This is a genomic window from Bacteroides nordii, assembly GCF_019930665.1.
Taxonomy (GTDB): domain Bacteria; phylum Bacteroidota; class Bacteroidia; order Bacteroidales; family Bacteroidaceae; genus Bacteroides; species Bacteroides nordii.
Genome location: NZ_CP082886.1, coordinates 5,533,972 through 5,549,681, shown reverse-complemented (window position 1 = coordinate 5,549,681; position 15,710 = coordinate 5,533,972). Strand labels below are relative to the sequence as shown.

General features: G+C 41.3%; 16 protein-coding genes. 6 read left to right on the top strand and 10 right to left on the bottom strand.

What is annotated here, in order from left to right; all coding sequences use genetic code 11:
• Positions 1 to 11 precede the first annotated feature (11 nt).
• Together K8P02_RS21305 and K8P02_RS21300 are read left to right on the top strand one after the other, a co-directional pair.
• Entirely contained in the window at positions 12 to 896 is an 885-nt protein-coding gene (locus K8P02_RS21305) for a glycosyltransferase family 2 protein (protein ID WP_025866791.1), read from the top strand.
• Positions 893 to 1,990 carry a glycosyltransferase gene (locus K8P02_RS21300; RefSeq protein ID WP_007483802.1) on the top strand — a complete coding sequence of 366 codons (1,098 nt, stop codon included), beginning with the start codon at positions 893 to 895 and terminating at the stop codon, positions 1,988 to 1,990. Before K8P02_RS21305 ends, K8P02_RS21300 begins: the two co-directional genes overlap by 4 nt.
• A 20-nt stretch (positions 1,991 to 2,010) precedes the next feature.
• Here the strand turns inward: K8P02_RS21300 and K8P02_RS21295 are convergent, their stop codons facing one another.
• The 8 genes from K8P02_RS21295 to K8P02_RS21260 all read right to left on the bottom strand — a co-directional run bounded on the left by K8P02_RS21295 (position 2,011) and on the right by K8P02_RS21260 (position 8,222).
• On the bottom strand, positions 2,011 to 3,111 hold the full coding sequence (locus K8P02_RS21295; protein ID WP_025866790.1) for a DegT/DnrJ/EryC1/StrS family aminotransferase: 1,101 nt from the start codon (positions 3,109 to 3,111) through the stop codon (positions 2,011 to 2,013).
• Complete coding sequence (locus K8P02_RS21290; protein ID WP_025866789.1) at positions 3,104 to 4,084, bottom strand: GNAT family N-acetyltransferase; 981 nt, start codon at positions 4,082 to 4,084, stop codon at positions 3,104 to 3,106. The genes K8P02_RS21295 and K8P02_RS21290 overlap by 8 nt, the downstream gene beginning before the upstream one ends.
• A complete protein-coding gene (locus tag K8P02_RS21285) occupies positions 4,081 to 4,467 on the bottom strand; it encodes a sugar 3,4-ketoisomerase (RefSeq protein ID WP_002559095.1) in 387 nt (128 codons plus the stop codon). Before K8P02_RS21285 ends, K8P02_RS21290 begins: the two co-directional genes overlap by 4 nt.
• A 329-nt stretch (positions 4,468 to 4,796) precedes the next feature.
• Entirely contained in the window at positions 4,797 to 5,906 is a 1,110-nt protein-coding gene (locus K8P02_RS21280; RefSeq protein ID WP_044157973.1) for a hypothetical protein, read from the bottom strand.
• Positions 5,907 to 5,916: 10 nt separating this feature from the next.
• The gene (locus tag K8P02_RS21275; protein ID WP_025866787.1) at positions 5,917 to 6,588 is read right to left on the bottom strand and encodes a DUF4476 domain-containing protein; all 672 of its coding nucleotides are present in this window, start codon (positions 6,586 to 6,588) and stop codon (positions 5,917 to 5,919) included.
• The gene (bamE, locus tag K8P02_RS21270) at positions 6,585 to 6,914 is read right to left on the bottom strand and encodes an outer membrane protein assembly factor BamE domain-containing protein (protein WP_025866786.1); all 330 of its coding nucleotides are present in this window, start codon (positions 6,912 to 6,914) and stop codon (positions 6,585 to 6,587) included. Before bamE (K8P02_RS21270) ends, K8P02_RS21275 begins: the two co-directional genes overlap by 4 nt.
• Before the next feature lie 45 nt (positions 6,915 to 6,959).
• A complete protein-coding gene (gene bamE / locus K8P02_RS21265; RefSeq protein WP_025866785.1) occupies positions 6,960 to 7,265 on the bottom strand; it encodes an outer membrane protein assembly factor BamE domain-containing protein in 306 nt (101 codons plus the stop codon).
• Positions 7,266 to 7,388: 123 nt separating this feature from the next.
• A complete protein-coding gene (locus K8P02_RS21260; RefSeq protein ID WP_025866784.1) occupies positions 7,389 to 8,222 on the bottom strand; it encodes a CvfB family protein in 834 nt (277 codons plus the stop codon).
• 568 nt (positions 8,223 to 8,790) lie between these two features.
• Between K8P02_RS21260 and K8P02_RS21255 the strand changes: the two genes are divergently transcribed.
• The 4 genes from K8P02_RS21255 to K8P02_RS21240 all read left to right on the top strand — a co-directional run bounded on the left by K8P02_RS21255 (position 8,791) and on the right by K8P02_RS21240 (position 12,657).
• On the top strand, positions 8,791 to 9,792 hold the full coding sequence (locus K8P02_RS21255) for a malate dehydrogenase (protein WP_223381799.1): 1,002 nt from the start codon (positions 8,791 to 8,793) through the stop codon (positions 9,790 to 9,792).
• Positions 9,793 to 9,897: 105 nt separating this feature from the next.
• Positions 9,898 to 10,701: an AraC family transcriptional regulator gene (locus K8P02_RS21250; RefSeq protein WP_223381798.1), complete on the top strand. Its 804-nt coding sequence runs from the start codon at positions 9,898 to 9,900 to the stop codon at positions 10,699 to 10,701.
• Positions 10,702 to 10,803: 102 nt separating this feature from the next.
• A complete protein-coding gene (locus K8P02_RS21245; RefSeq protein WP_025866783.1) occupies positions 10,804 to 11,175 on the top strand; it encodes a VOC family protein in 372 nt (123 codons plus the stop codon).
• Positions 11,176 to 11,349: 174 nt separating this feature from the next.
• The gene (locus K8P02_RS21240) at positions 11,350 to 12,657 is read left to right on the top strand and encodes an MATE family efflux transporter (RefSeq protein ID WP_025866782.1); all 1,308 of its coding nucleotides are present in this window, start codon (positions 11,350 to 11,352) and stop codon (positions 12,655 to 12,657) included.
• Positions 12,658 to 12,815: 158 nt separating this feature from the next.
• Here K8P02_RS21240 and K8P02_RS21235 read toward each other — a convergent pair whose 3' ends face one another.
• Both K8P02_RS21235 and K8P02_RS21230 read right to left on the bottom strand, forming a co-directional pair.
• The gene (locus tag K8P02_RS21235) at positions 12,816 to 13,748 is read right to left on the bottom strand and encodes a DMT family transporter (protein ID WP_223381796.1); all 933 of its coding nucleotides are present in this window, start codon (positions 13,746 to 13,748) and stop codon (positions 12,816 to 12,818) included.
• Between the two features lie 593 nt (positions 13,749 to 14,341).
• Entirely contained in the window at positions 14,342 to 15,583 is a 1,242-nt protein-coding gene (locus K8P02_RS21230) for an MFS transporter (protein WP_025866781.1), read from the bottom strand.
• Positions 15,584 to 15,710: the final 127 nt, after the last annotated feature.

The following is a 15,710-nucleotide window of genomic DNA, read 5'->3' as shown; positions in this document are numbered from 1 at the left end:
ATTTTTGCATAATGAAGCCATTACTAAGTATAATCATCCCTTTTTATGGAACGGCAGATAAAAAAATGCTGGAACGTTGTATTGCTTCCATCCGCAATCAAGGTATGGAAACAGAGGACTACGAAATACTCATTGAAGATGATAATGGCAAAGGATTGGGTGGAGCACGTAACATTGGTATTGGTAAAGCCCGGGGAGAATATCTGTTATTTATAGATGCGGATGACTATCTATTTCCGGGAATGCTGGCACAATGTATGGTTCTGCTAACACAACATCCGGATATGATATCCTTTGGTTTTCAACAAGTCTCACACTCCAATGAAACAGTTAGAAGTAAAGAAGAAGCCACATCCAAAACCTATCCGACAGGAGCTGCATTTATGAATGAACATAATTTCATGGGTACAGCCTGGAGACATCTTTTTCTAAAAGAATGGCTTCTCAAACATCGGCTCGTATTCCCTGAAAATGCCTATCATGAAGATGAAGCATTCGTGGCCAAAGCTTATTTCCATGCCGGAACTACTATCATAACAAACTTGACAGTATATGCCTATTATCAGTGCCCCCATTCTATTTTGCACAAACAGGATGTAACCAACCGTACTCAACGGATACAGAATTTCCGGCAAATACTGACAGATCTGAAAAAATATCTGAAAGAGACAGCTGCAGAAGCTTCTCCACAGCAACAACGGGCGCTACAAAGGAGAATTCATTTCCTCACGATTGACTATATATTACAATTAATACACAACCATTATCCACTTTTGGGATATCCTGCGGCTCTAAAAGAGTTAAAGAAACATCAGTTTCTTCCATTACCAAATGAAAAATACTCATGGAAATACTCTATAGCCCGAATACCCCTCAATCTTTTTGCACTGCTATGAAAATACTACTTCTCGGTGAATTCAGCAATATCCATTGGACCTTAGCAGAAGGACTCCGCATATTAGGACATGAAGTGTGTGTTGTCTCAGACGGCAACCACTGGAAAAATTATAAACGGGATATCTCTCTGTTGCGCCCAACAGACGGTAAAATAGATGGAGTCAAATATCTGGCAAAGGTTTTATTATTGCTTCCTAAATTAAAGGGATATGATATCGTACAAATCGTCAATCCCTGTTTTCTGCATCTGAAACCGGAAAAGAGCCTACCCATCTATCGTTTTTTACGGAAACATAATAAGAAGATATTCTTAGGTGCTTTTGGTACAGACCATTACTACGTAAAAACTTGTATGGAAACGAATGTATTCAAATATTCTGATTTCAAATCTCAGGACAAATTCAGAGACACGCCTGTCAACCGTAAAATAATAAAAGAATGCCTGTATGGCGGAACAGCACGTGCCAACAAAGAAATAGCTCAAACCTGTAATGGCATCATAGCCTGCCTATGGGAGTATTATGTATCTTATACTTCATACTTCCCGGATAAATTAACGTTCATCCCACTACCGATTGACTATTCTGACATTGTTAGCCGGGTACGGCCCGAACCCGAAAAAGTGAACTTTTTTATCGGTATTCAATCCGCACGAAGTGATATCAAAGGCACAGATATTATGTATCCCGTTCTCAAGGAAGTACAAAAAAAATATCCGGACCGATGCTATATTACAGAAGCTATCGATGCTCCCTATGATACCTATCAACGGTTAATGGATGACGCTGACGTACAATTAGATCAGTTATATTCATATACTCCTTCTATGAACTCTTTGTTAGCTATGACAAAAGGGGTTATCGTAGTAGGAGGCGGAGAAGAAGAAAATTATGAAATAATAAACGAGAAAGAACTACGTCCTATTATTAATGTATATCCCTCCGAAGAAGATATTTTCCGGAAACTGGAATTCATCGTGCAACATAAAGAGCAGATTCCAATACTATCAGCGCAAAGTATTGAATACGTAAGAAAACATCATGACTATGTAAAAGTTGCACAACAGTATGCAGACTTCTGGAAAACACATTAATCCCCAGAATACGAACAGATTTATTCAAACTTATTGATTGCCGCAATCACATAGGCCACTTCTTCAACCGTCATCAGGGGAGACATGGGCAAGCTCAATTCTTCACGATGTATTTGCTCCGTCACCGGCAATGAAAGAGCAGCATATTCAGTCAAGGCCTCTTGTTTGTGCGGAGGAATCGGATAATGTATCTGTGTTTGTATTCCTTCCTCCGCAAGGAAAGTCTGCAACCTGTCACGGCAAGATGAAAAGATAGGGAAAATATGAAATACATGCTGCTGCCAGTCATCGACCCGTGGCAAGGTTAATTGCGTATTCTGAATATGCGTCATGTATTGAGAGGCAATCAGGCGACGACGTTCATTGTCAGCATCGAGACGCGACAGTTTCAGACGCAATACGGCGGCCTGAAGTTCATCCAGGCGACTGTTTATACCTTTATAAAGGTGGACATACTTTGCAGAAGAGCCATAATTGGCGATAGAACGAACCATCGCAGCAAGCGACTCATCATTGGTAGTCACTGCACCACCATCTCCCAATGCACCCAGGTTCTTTGCCGGATAGAAACTGAATCCGGCTGCATCTCCAAGGCTACCGGTACGTTTCCCGTTATAAATGGCACCATGAGCTTGTGCCGCATCCTCCACAACTTTGAGATTATGACGTCTTGCTATATCTTTAATAGGCTGCATATCAGCACATCTTCCGTATAGATGTACAGGAAGTATAGCTTTGGTTCGGGAGGTAATCAGGGATTCTATTTTTTCGGAAGCTATATTGCATGACAACAAAGAAGGTTCACAAAAAACCGGTCTCATTCCGGCACGGATCACCCCCAATATAGAGGCAATGTAAGTATTGGCAGGAACAATCACCTCATCACCGGGCTGCATTTCTCCCAACTCGCAGTAAGCCATAAAGATAAGAGTCAATGCATCCAATCCGTTACCCACACCTACACAACAGGTTGTACCACAATAATCAGCAAAAGCTTTTTCAAAAAGATGGTTTTCTTCTCCCTGTAAATACCAGCCGGAACGAAGCACACGAAGCATAACATCCGACATCTCCGGCTCGAAAGAGTTGCTAATACGCTGTAAATCGAAATATTTAATCATCATCCCCAGAGTCTAAACAAAGTTCATATGTATCATACATAACTGCACGCCCACCAAATCCTTCTTTCTGGAATATTAATCCCTCATTCAGATAACGTCCTCCATCTTCTACAGAAACTCCAAAATCAAAATAACGTTTCTCTGTATAAATTTGGTTTATCAAGCAGTCAAACAAAAGATCAAGTGCTCCCATATCCCGCCCTCTATCAGTAGAAGCAATATACTGGACATGAGCTACTTCACCAGAGATATACATCACACATCCTCCTACCGTTTCGTCTTTATCGAGTACCCGATAAAGTTTTATTTCTTCCGGGAACAAACGATTAAGACGTACAATCTCCTCTAACGAATGTACCGGTAATCGATCATGACGTTGTTGCAGATTCTGCTCCAGAACAGGCCAGAAAGCATTAAAAGCGTCATCCTGGTAAATGCTTAATCCACTCGTATGGGCAAGCTTCAGTTTTCGACGCCGAAGTGTACTGAAAGGACAGCCTCCAGCAGGCATTACAACCGAAGAGATCTTCCGCTCTGTCAGCCGGGCATTCAAGCGAAACAGGGCATACAAATCCTCTCCAGCAGGATATTTATGATATATAAAAGGAATAGTACGATAAACAATCCGCTTTACTCCGAAGGTTTCTTTCAGATAACGGCACAAAAGATAAAATGCCTCCAACACCACACTCGCACTTGCCTGATAAGCAAGAACAAACCCGCCATAGGTCAATCCGCCATGCGTACAGTAAGTATCATCCTCTATATTTCCCGGTAATAAAGCGAGCAATCGCCCTCCTTTATAAAACATCAGAGAATAATCGGTGAAACGATCTGCATGATAATCCATATAATCACGCATAAACAAGAACGTACCATTTCTGGAGGCAGCCACAAAACTATCCCAAACTATCTTTTGATCCGACGTATAACGGACAACGCTCAACTGTAAGTCTCGGATAGCAAGTGTCATTTCTTTATATATTCCAGGAATTCGTCGTATGAATTAATATAATTATCAAGGCAGTAGGGATGAGAAGCCAGAACAAGAACAACAGCATCCGGTGAAAAATTACTCATGACCTTCCACATTCCCGGCGGAATTAATAAGCCTTCGGAAGGAGAAGACAAATGATAGTGTTTACGTCCCGTTATATCTTCTGTCCAGATATCAAAGCTACCGCTGACAGCCACAAGATATTCGGACAACTCCGTATTGGCATGTTGCCCACGTTCTTGTCCTTCGGGTACATTATGTATCCAAAACACACGTTCAACAGGAAAAGGTATATCCTGTCCTACCTCAAGAAGGGTCAGACTCCCCCGTTTATCTGTAAATGTCTTTAAACGTTCCATAACTTTATAGAATAACGATATTTAGTGGATATTATTATAAGTGGTACTTCAAATTTAATTCATACTATGCCAGTGTTTTATTGAAACGCAAATGATCGCAGATTTTCGCAGATTAGATGGCTTGCTGCACTTAAGAGACGATATTCTTTGCGTAAATTTGCGATAATCTGCGTTTCAATGATACAATCATTTAATTAGGATACGGTACTTACGAATAATAGTTTATAGTTAACTTTGCAGCCAGAAAATCAAGCCCTAACAAGAAAAAACTCCTCTTTCCATTATTACATAGGAAAAGAGGAGTTGATTGATAAGAACTTCCCAATAATTTATCTTCTTGAACTACTTCCCCGTTCAGAAGAGCTGGAAGAAGAACTTCTGCTACTTGAAGATGATCTGGAAGAAGAACTGCGTCCGGACTGTCCACTGGAAACCGAACTACTACGACTACTACTTGGGGAAGTAGTTTCCCGGTTAGTTGAAGAACTACTTCTGCGACTACTGTTTCCGGAGTTTGTACTACTGTGGCTTGTACTGCTATTTACCCTGCTACTGCTGCCTGAAGTATTATTGTCTCTTCTACTACCTGATGTACTTTCACGATTTGAAGATGAAGAACTACTACTTGGCCGCGTAGTAGGCCGAGAGGTAGAACTTGGCTTCGTTTCAGAATTTCCCGGACGGGTTGACGTCCCCGGAGTAGTACTTGGACGAGTTGTACCAGTACTTGGACGGGTAGTTGTACCGGTGCTCGGACGGGTAGTCGTACCAGTGCTCGGACGGGTAGTTGTGCCAGTACTTGGACGGGTTCCGGGTCTGGAAGAAGGCCTTGTACTTGTATTCGGACGAATATTCACCGATCCGAAGTCCGAACGACGATTAGTATGGTACACCCGACCATTTCTCACACTATAGTTTCCACGATAATAACTATGGTTATAGCGCCCACGATAATAACTTACATTATGAAAATGTGTCCGGTAATGTCCTCCGGAATAACTACGATAATGAGGTGGTTTCGGGAAGTAGAAGTGGTTATGGTTCGTATATGTGATATACACACGGAAGTTCCACCCACCTGTATTAGCATATATCGGACGATAAAAATAATCGCGCCCCAAAAACCTTCGATACTGTGAGTCACTCAACACCCAACGCAAATCGTCATTACGCACATCCAGATAATTGTAATAATCATCCAGTGCCCATTCGTATCCGCGTATTACATCGTCCATCAAATAGCGAATGGAATAGATAAAATCAAAATTGATTTCATAAACATCATTATACTGTTGCGTATTCAGGTTTAGTTCATACGCCATCTTATCAGTCAGGAAGCGCGTCTCTTTGCGTACCCTGCTATTACTCATAGCCGCCATACTCATACTGTTCATGGCAGTTATCCCGATGGCAAATAATAGTATAATCAATCGTTTCATAATCGGTATATTATTTTATATTATTATTTTGGTGATATCTTTTTATAAAGTCATTTACTTCTTTCTTATCCGAACTAAATGTCAGTTTGTCCAGTGCCCGGAAGAAGTTTGCCTTATCAGCAATTTTCGGATATATCTTTATAAGAAATGGTTTCCTTTCGCTATCAAACCTGCAAAATTCCAACAAGCGGATACACTGATCGGTAGTAAAATAAGAACTCATTAAAGCATTGTCGAATAAAGCATTGCGGTCGGATTCAAAAGGTTGATTTCTCAATGAATTTATAAACTGTTCAAAGGAATCATCGCTCATTACCGGTTCCCATGGATTAAAATCGTCCGGTCTATGTCCAGGTCGGTCAGGCCTGTGCCCCGGATGATTTGTACCTTCAATAACAATCTCTTTCACTCTCATGCTTGAACAATAAACACGTTCATCCAGCAATAAGTTTTCTCTATTAAACTGTTCTCCGCGACGGGCAGCATACACCTGTACACGGTAACTGCCTCCGTCCAGGTTGGCAACAAAGCAACTGAATGTAGGTTTACATACCTGCCGTCCATCAATAAACACAACCACTTGTTCCCGAGGACTTTCAATAGAAATACCATTCAGAGAAAAAGCTTTTACTGAAACCACTGCCAGCAGAAAACAAAAACCAAGTATCAATTTACGTATCATATCTTTTCTATTTTATTTTTATCTATCCGGGTATGGCAATCACTCTCTTTCTCCAGGTAGGATTTCATTTCCGTCACCTTCCCGTCTACAAAATATACCTTAACTACAGACCAACCGGAAAACACGAAGACCCGAAACTCCCACTCCTCCCCTTTGTCATTAAAAGTCCTGTAAGAAGGTGAACCGAGTACATCTGTTACCTGTTCCAGCGTCATCCCTTTACGAATACTCAGTAACTGTTCGTTTGTAAAGCCTGCTTGAGAAGAGATGCAGCTGCCAAGCAATATCATTATCAACAAGATGCCAAAAGTATGTATCTTTTTCATAATCTGTATGGTTTAAGTGAAACTTTTCTCATGAAAACATATCTTTTAATGTATATGTGGTACCGGCGCCGGATGTGTGTACACTTCCCGGACAAATGTATTCATGCCTGATACCCTTCCTTCATCAAACGTAATCACGGTAATTTTAGTTTCTCCCCCAATAACAGACAGGCTGTGATACTCCCATTCTTCCATTCCTCTATCAAAACGACGGTAATCCGGTGTGCCAAAAATCTTTGAGATCTCCTGTCGGCTCATTCCTTCCTGTACCTTCATGATCTTGTTCATAGAACCGCAACCTGCACTTATCACTAAAAGCAATAACATCAATAAAACATGTATCTTTTTCATACCCTATACATTTAAGTAATTCAACTTTTGTGTTTTCTTATACCACAAAAATAGGGTGAGGAAACTCCCCACCCTAATGATTATCTATATTCGTGTATAGGGATTCCCCTATCATGGTTAGGATTATGCCAATCGGATTCCATCTTCCTCCAGAACGATCAGACGTTTCTTATATAAATCGCCAACAGCTTTTTTAAAAGTTTTCTTACTCACTTCAAAGGCTTCGTAGATGTCCTCTGCAGGGCTTTTATCCGTCAATGAAATCCGACCTCCTTTATCCTTTATATATTGGAATAATGCTTGTGAGAAATCACCTACTTTCTCGAAGCCTGGTTTCTGAAGTATCAGATCTATTTTCCCGTCCTCGCGAACCTGTTTCACATAAGCCTTCAGTTCCATTCCTGTTTTCAAAGGCTGAAATATTTCACTGTCATAAAGCAAACCACCAAACTTATTCTCAATAATGGCCTTAAATCCAAGATCCGTTTTTTGCCAGATAAGAATATTAACTTCTTCTCCCGACTGATACGCTGCTTTCTCTTTGGAAAGATAACGATCTACCTTTGCAGAAGCCACAATGCGATAACTTTCATCATCGAGATGAGCATGGATAATGTATTTATTGCCTACCTGCATTTTCATCTTCTGTTCACTGAAAGGCACAAACAAGTCTTTCATCAATCCCCAGTTGAGGAATGCGCCAAACTGATTAATCCATGCCACTTCCAAACAAGCAAACTCCCCCACCTGCACCAGTGGAGTCAATGTAGTAGCAATCAGCCTTTCTTCATTATCGAGATAGAGAAATACATTCAGTACATCTCCTATTTGACAATTTTCGGGAACATAACGAGTAGGCAGCAAAATTTCACCTTCCTCGCCTCCGTCAAGATACATTCCGAAATCGACCTCTTTTACAACCTCAAGCTGGTTGAATTTTCCTAATTCAATGCGCATAATATTTAGTAGTTAGAATTTAGTAGTAAGTAGTCAAGTAGTTGAAATGATTTAGTAACCAATAATAGCTAACAGCACAATCTACCACCTGCTACTTAACCACTCACTACTAAATCCCTACTACAATTTTCTGCAAAGATAGTTCATTTAGCCGACATCTTTCCCTCCGATATAACTTTTCCAGGGTAATCGCGCTAAATTTTTGCTCATTATTGTACGGTTTTGAATGTATTTCACCACAGAACACGGAGTTCCACAGAGTTTAAATCTTTATTGAAACGCAGATGATCGCAGATTTTCGCAAAGGGAAACAAATGTATGATAAAGAACTACAGTCTTTAAACCTGCGTTTATCCTGTGTTAATCCGCGTTTTATCAGATAAATAGTACTCTGTGCTACTCTGTGGTGAGTTCATTTCTAAACGATATTGAGCAAAATTAGTACGGTTACCCTATAACTTTTCATTATCAGCCAGAACTTTTTTCAATGAACATTCTGGCGATTAAGTCGTTATCTTTGTAGCGTCAACATAAAAACCGCCTATTCATTTATAAAAAATATGAGATTATGGAATTCTTAACCAACGAGAAATTAACGATTGTAGGAGCCGCCGGAATGATTGGCTCAAATATGGCTCAGACTGCCATGATGATGAAACTTACTCCTAACATCTGCCTGTATGACCCGTATGCACCCGCACTGGAAGGTGTGGCCGAAGAGTTATATCACTGTGGATTTGAAAATGTCAACCTCACCTATACTTCTGATATCAAGGAGGCACTGACGGGAGCAGCTTATATCGTTTCATCCGGTGGTGCTGCCCGTAAAACTGGTATGACACGTGAAGATCTTTTAAAGGGAAATGCAGAGATTGCCGCCCAATTTGGTAAAGATATCCGCCAATACTGCCCTAATGTGAAACATGTGGTAGTAGTGTTCAATCCGGCAGATATTACAGGATTGATCACGTTGCTTTATTCCGGTCTGAAACCCTCACAGGTATCTACACTTGCAGCATTGGATAGCACCCGTCTGCAAAACGAATTGGTAAAGTTCTTCAAAATACCCGCTTCCAAAATACAGAACTGCCGTACATACGGTGGTCATGGCGAACAAATGGCAGTATTTGCATCCACTACTACCGTAGATGGTGATACATTGACCAACTGGATTGGTACCACCCACCTGCCCCAAACAGAATGGGAAGCTATCAAGCAACGCGTTATTCAGGGTGGTAAGCACATCATCGACCTGCGCGGACGTTCTTCGTTCCAAAGTCCGGCCTATCTTTCTATTGAAATGATCGCCGCAGCTATGGGAGGACAACCTTTCCGTTGGCCAGCCGGAACGTATGTATCCGACGGAAAATTCAACCACATCATGATGGCAATGGAAACGTCTATCACGAAAGATGGCGTTAGCTATAAAGAAGTACAGGGTACCCCTACCGAACAGCAAGAACTGGAAAACAGTTATAAACATCTGTGCAAACTTCGTGATGAGGTCATTGAAATGGGGATTATCCCGGCAATAAAAGATTGGCACAGCCTGAACCCTAATATCAAGTAGGCTTATTTTCTCAAAAGGATTGAATGTCTCTTTTTTACAATCAGAAGAAAAAGCAAAGAAGTATTTTTGCACGTTCTGCATTTATAAAATATCTTTGTTCACAGTATGGAAACATTCAGCCTTATTAAGCCTTGTGCCGCACTAACTCCGTTTATCAAGTATTACTGGATATTACGGATTGATATCTCCGCACCCGTCACGGAACGAACTATTCCTGTCGGGTGCGTTCATTTAACTTTCCATCGGGGTAAACAATTGTTTTCGCCTACCACCCGACAACTACAGCCACAGGCTTTCATCTGCGGACAATCTAATACTTACGTCGATGTGGCCTCTACCGGAAATATTGATATGATCACTGTTGTATTTCAGCCTTATGCACCGAAACTCTTTTTCCGGTTACCTGTCAGAGAAACATATGGGATGAATGTTTCAATAGAAGATATCGGAGACATCGCATTGGCAGACCTGGCTAAACGAGTCGCAGAGACACCGGATGATACCCAATGTATAGAACAAATAGAGCACTTTCTGCTCCAACACTTCTATTCTTCCGCTGAATATAACATAAAGAGAATAGAGGCTACCATACAAGAAATAAACCAGTGTGCCCAACCTGCCATTCACAGGCTGGCCCAAACAGCCTGTCTCAGCGATAAGCAGTTTAACAGAGTCTTCCATGAATATGTAGGCACTACACCTAAAGAGTTTATCCGTATTGTCCGTTTACAACGGGCTTTGTACACATTGCAAACACAGCCGGACATCAATTTTGCCCAACTGGCCTATGAATGCGGATATTATGACCAATCCCATCTTATTAAAGAATTTAAAGCTTTTTCCGGCTATACGCCGGGAGAGTATCTGGCACTTTGTGCACCTTACTCCGATTACTTCTCCACACTCTAAAAGATAGAATGTCCTTTTTTTCCTATCATACGCCGACTGCCGTTCCTACTTTTGCAGTGTCTTTGCAAAGCAAATTAATTAATCATTAAAAAACAGAAAACTATGAGTAAGTTGATTTCATTTTTTGAGATTCCGGCAAGCGACTTCAACCGGGCGGTAAAGTTCTACGAGACAATCTTTGGCATCAAGATGCCGGTAGCAGAGTGTGAAACAGAAAAGATGGCATTCTTTGTTGAAGAAGGTGAAGAGCAGAGTGTGGGAGCGATCTCTTATGCAGAAGGATTCAATCCCTCGGAACACGGGGTTCTGATTCACTTCAATTGTGAAAATATAGAGCTTATGACAACAGCAATCACACGTAACGGTGGGAAAATAATCATCCCAAAGACAAAGATCGAGGCCGAAGGACGAGGTTGGTTCGCCGTTTTTGCCGATTGTGAAGGAAATCGCATCGGATTGTATGCCGGAAAATAAGTTTTTTACTATCTTTGCCATATCATCCATTTAAGAAATATCAGTTTGTTTAACTCATGAAATGGCAAATTTGCAGATAGCTACGCTTCGGATGAAATAATAGAGAGTTATTTTATTCATTCCGTGGGGATGACTTTTCAGTCATCCTCCTAACGTGTTATTTGCAATTAAATCATGAATTTTACTTATAAACAAATTTGGCTCATCAACTTTCCTGTGATGATGAGCTTACTGATGGAACAACTCATCAATCTTACCGACACTATTTTCCTGGGCCATGTGGGCGAAGTCGAATTGGGTGCCTCGGCACTGGCAGGAATGTATTACATCGCAATCTATATGCTCGGCTTCGGCTTCAGCCTGGGACTGCAAGTGATGATTGCACGAAGAAACGGAGAAGGGAATCTCCAAAAAACAGGGGAAACATTCCGGCAGGGAATGTTCTTTCTGACCACGCTGTCGATACTGACATTCACATTCTCCAAACTCTTTTCCCCGGTACTGCTACGAACAGTGATTTCATCAGATCAGATTTATCTGACCGTTATCCAATACATTAGCTGGCGGGATTATAGTTTTTTATCCGTATTTCCCATATTAGCATACAGGGCATTCTATGTAGGGATTACAAAAACAAGAGTGTTAACGATTAACTCCATTCTGTTAGTATCAACGAATACACTGCTCAACTATCTGCTCATCTTCGGCATAGGTGGATTCCCGCGTCTTGGAATAGCAGGAGCTGCTATAGCCTCATCGGTAGCAGAAGCGGTAACACTGATCTATCTGGTGGTATATACACACTTTAAGGTGGATAAAAAGAAATATGGCTGGAGATGTTCGTTCAATTTCCCGTTACTCAGACAGTTGTTTCAGCTTTCAAGCTGGACAATGATCCGGTCGTTCTTCTGTATTGCTCCGTGGTTTCTGTTTTTCATAGCCATCGAGCATTTAGGAGAGAGGCAACTCGCAGCAGGAAATATAGTAAGAAGTGTCTCAGTAATCCTGTTCGTTATTGTCAACTCATTCGCCACAACCGGGATCTCACTGGTCAGCAATCTGATCGGAGCAGGACAAACGGAAAGTGTAATGGCGGTATGCTGGAAAACGGTAAAACTGAGTTATGCGGTAGGAACTCCGTTTATACTGGTAGCAATACTGATGTACAATCAGATTTTAGGGATTTATACAAACAGTAAAGAGGTAGTTGAAACAGCCATCCCACCATTCCTGCTGATGCTATCTACCTATTTTCTTGCTACGCCAGCCTATACATTTTGCAATGCAATCATTGGAACCGGAAAGACAAAAACGGCCTTTGTTTTCCAAATGATAACAATTACCATTTATCTCGGATATCTGTATGGATTAGCTTCCTGTGAGTTACCATTAGTAATTTACTGGACGGCGGAACAATTGTATGTACTATTACTATTAGGATTGGCTTTGAATTATTTGAAAAAAGGAAGCTGGAAACGATAAGTCTTTCAAAGCAAGTATCTAAGAACATTGCCTCTACGTGGCAGAGGCAATGTCTCTATATAATAAAGACATGATCCCATACAATAAAGGCGTAGTCTGCATGCAGGTCATATATCTGCTGCATGCAGACTACGCCTATACTGATTATCCCCCTGTTACTACTTATGTGCCGGCGTAGCCATAGGGGTACTTTTATCTTTACTTTCAGCCACCTCTACCAGATAAACTCCAACACAGATAAAGAGAATCGCAAAGGTCTGAGTCCAGCTAAAACGATCTTGTCCCAGAATCAAAGAAGCAACAGTAGCCACAATCAATATCAAATAACCATAAATGGCAACCACCGTTGTTTTCAGATATTTCAAACCGATAGGTAACAGCATGTAACTGATTGTGGTAGGGAATATTAGTACAAACATCAATACGGCAAACGGTAACCAATGGAAAGGTAACGAAAATACAGGAGCATCGAACCCTGTAATCATTGATACAATAAGCCCGGATACTGCCGAACCGCTAAAAGTATACTTCAACATTGTAATAGGACCCACAGCAGAAAGAATGCGCTTACTCATCACCAGATAAATGGCATAAACCACAGAACTGAACAGACACAACATATTACCGATAAAAGCATCCGAAGCAAGATCATCACTCCGTTGTGTGAGGATACAAACCAATGCACCGACAAGAGCTATGGATATGCCTACTATTTTCGACCCGGTTGCCTTCTCATGATAAAAGAAAATCATAATGAGAAACACCCAGATAGGCTGAAGACTCGTGAAAATGGAACTTGACACAGGAGTCGTTTTACTAAGACCAATCAGATAAAGAAACATAAAGCCATAGAGCCCTAATGCTCCCAATAAGAATAATAACCATTTATCCTTACGGGAGGTCTTTTCTTCGGGTGGAGCAAACCAGCCTATAATCCAGAAAGCGACCGCAGCAAAGGTACAGCGGATTGTTGCTCCGGTAAGCGGGCTCATCCACAAAGGAAGTAGATATTTAAGGGCATTCATATTTAACCCACTGAATACTTTTGATATAGCCATGTACAGATTGGCTTCCAGTTTCTTATTCTTCATACTTATTGTTTTAGGTGCTTGTGCTTCCCGCACAGGGAGGCTCGGCAAGCGATGTTAGTTATTATATCGTTTTACGTTAAATGTTGCTTGGCATTACTATCTATCTCTTTCTCCGGTATCGATAAAGCTCTATCTCGTAGAGTAACGTAGGAAGCCTCGGTATGTAACGTTGTTTTAGATGTACATGTAAAGCAGTACGACATGTGCATGTGGGACAGTACGACATGTGCATGTGGGACAGCACGACATGTGCATGTGGAACAAGACCGTACACCGGGAAAAGGAACGCTCCTTTCTGAGAAAAACAAAGTACAACACCGGGCAAAGGTAAAGATACCGTTTAGGGGCAGTCTCGCTACCGAAAAGATATGCCCATAATCTTCGTTACGAATCAGTTCACCACAAAGGACGCGGAGGACACAGAGATATTATTTTCTCTGATGAGACGCGGATGAACGCAGATTAAAAAAACTGTAGTTCTTTATTTTATCGTTATTTCCCTTTGCGGGAATTTGCGTTCACCTGCGTTTCAATAAAGATTTAAAACTCTGTGCCCTCTGTGTACTCTGTGGTGAAATACCATACGGTTTTAGCTATTTCAAACCATCATCAAACAGGAACGTATTCCGCTTACGATAGGCCCATATTAGTGCTACAATCGTTATAACAAGATTAAATACAAACGCAAACTGCTGAGATTTAATATGGAATACTGTTGACTGAAAGAAATCTATAATAAACGGACAAAGCAAAATTGCCAGATAATTCATCATCATCACAAAAGCCAGTGCCAGCGTTGCTTTCTTCGGAATAGCAGTATGAGTGGTTTTATCATATATAACAGGTTGTATCACCCCATATCCTAACCCTACAAGAATACATCCCGGAGCTATCACCCACTCTTTGGGCGACAACCAGATAAGTGCCAATCCAACGGCGATGCACAATAAACTGTAAAACTTCGTCTTCTCACGAAAAAGTCCCACTATCTGATTCAAAAAGAAACCCGGAGCCATAATAGCCAAAAAGAACAGCGAAATCATAATACCGGAATTACCACTTGAAAAATGATATTCTTCCATCAGGAAAGGAAGATTAAAAGTAACAATAAGCACCAAATAAGTAACAAGCCCATAAAACAGCATCACCTGCAAAAGATATTTCACATTTATACCCCGCTTATATTTTGCTACTTCGGGATCAACCGGCGTATCAGCCTCTTTCTCTTCCATATTAGTTATTGAAGCAGTCCCTTCCTCACTAATCATACTACGCTTGAGATAAACGGACAGCACCAACGAAGCCAATGGAAGCAGGTAAACCACGAATGGCAAATGCCAGTTCACCTCTGCCAGATAACCGGTGACAGCTGTAGCTATCACTAACGTAAAATTCGTAATAGCAGAACTAAATCCGAACTGCTTCACCCGATAAGGACCTGTGAAATATTTAGAAATAAGTCCGGTGCTAAGGGGGATAATCATTCCCGAACCTACCCCAAGCATGGCACTGATGGCAATAAGTTGCCACATCTCACTGGCAAGCAGGTAAAGAATACCACTCAGGGCAAAAATAGCAAGCCCCACTTGTAGCAAACGAATAAAATTTACTCGTTCTGTCAGTTTTCCCGCCAGAATAATAAAAGGAATGATCAGCAGAGAAGGCAAAGATGAAAGCATCTGAATATCAAGTTCCGTGGAATGAGGAAAGATGACAGACAATTTTCCAAGGATCGGGCTAACGGCCAAGCCTGGTAAAGCATTCAGAGCAGATATAGACCAAATGCCGATAAGGGTGATAAGGGGAATGGTGCCCCGTCCTGTTTGTATTCTCATATTCTCTTTAATATTTGGGGTTTAGATTTGACAACAACAACGCATCCCCCCAGAAAGTTCAGTGCTTCCCGCACGGGAAGATTCGCCAAGCGGTGCTTCCCACACGGGGAGGTTTCGGCAGGCGATG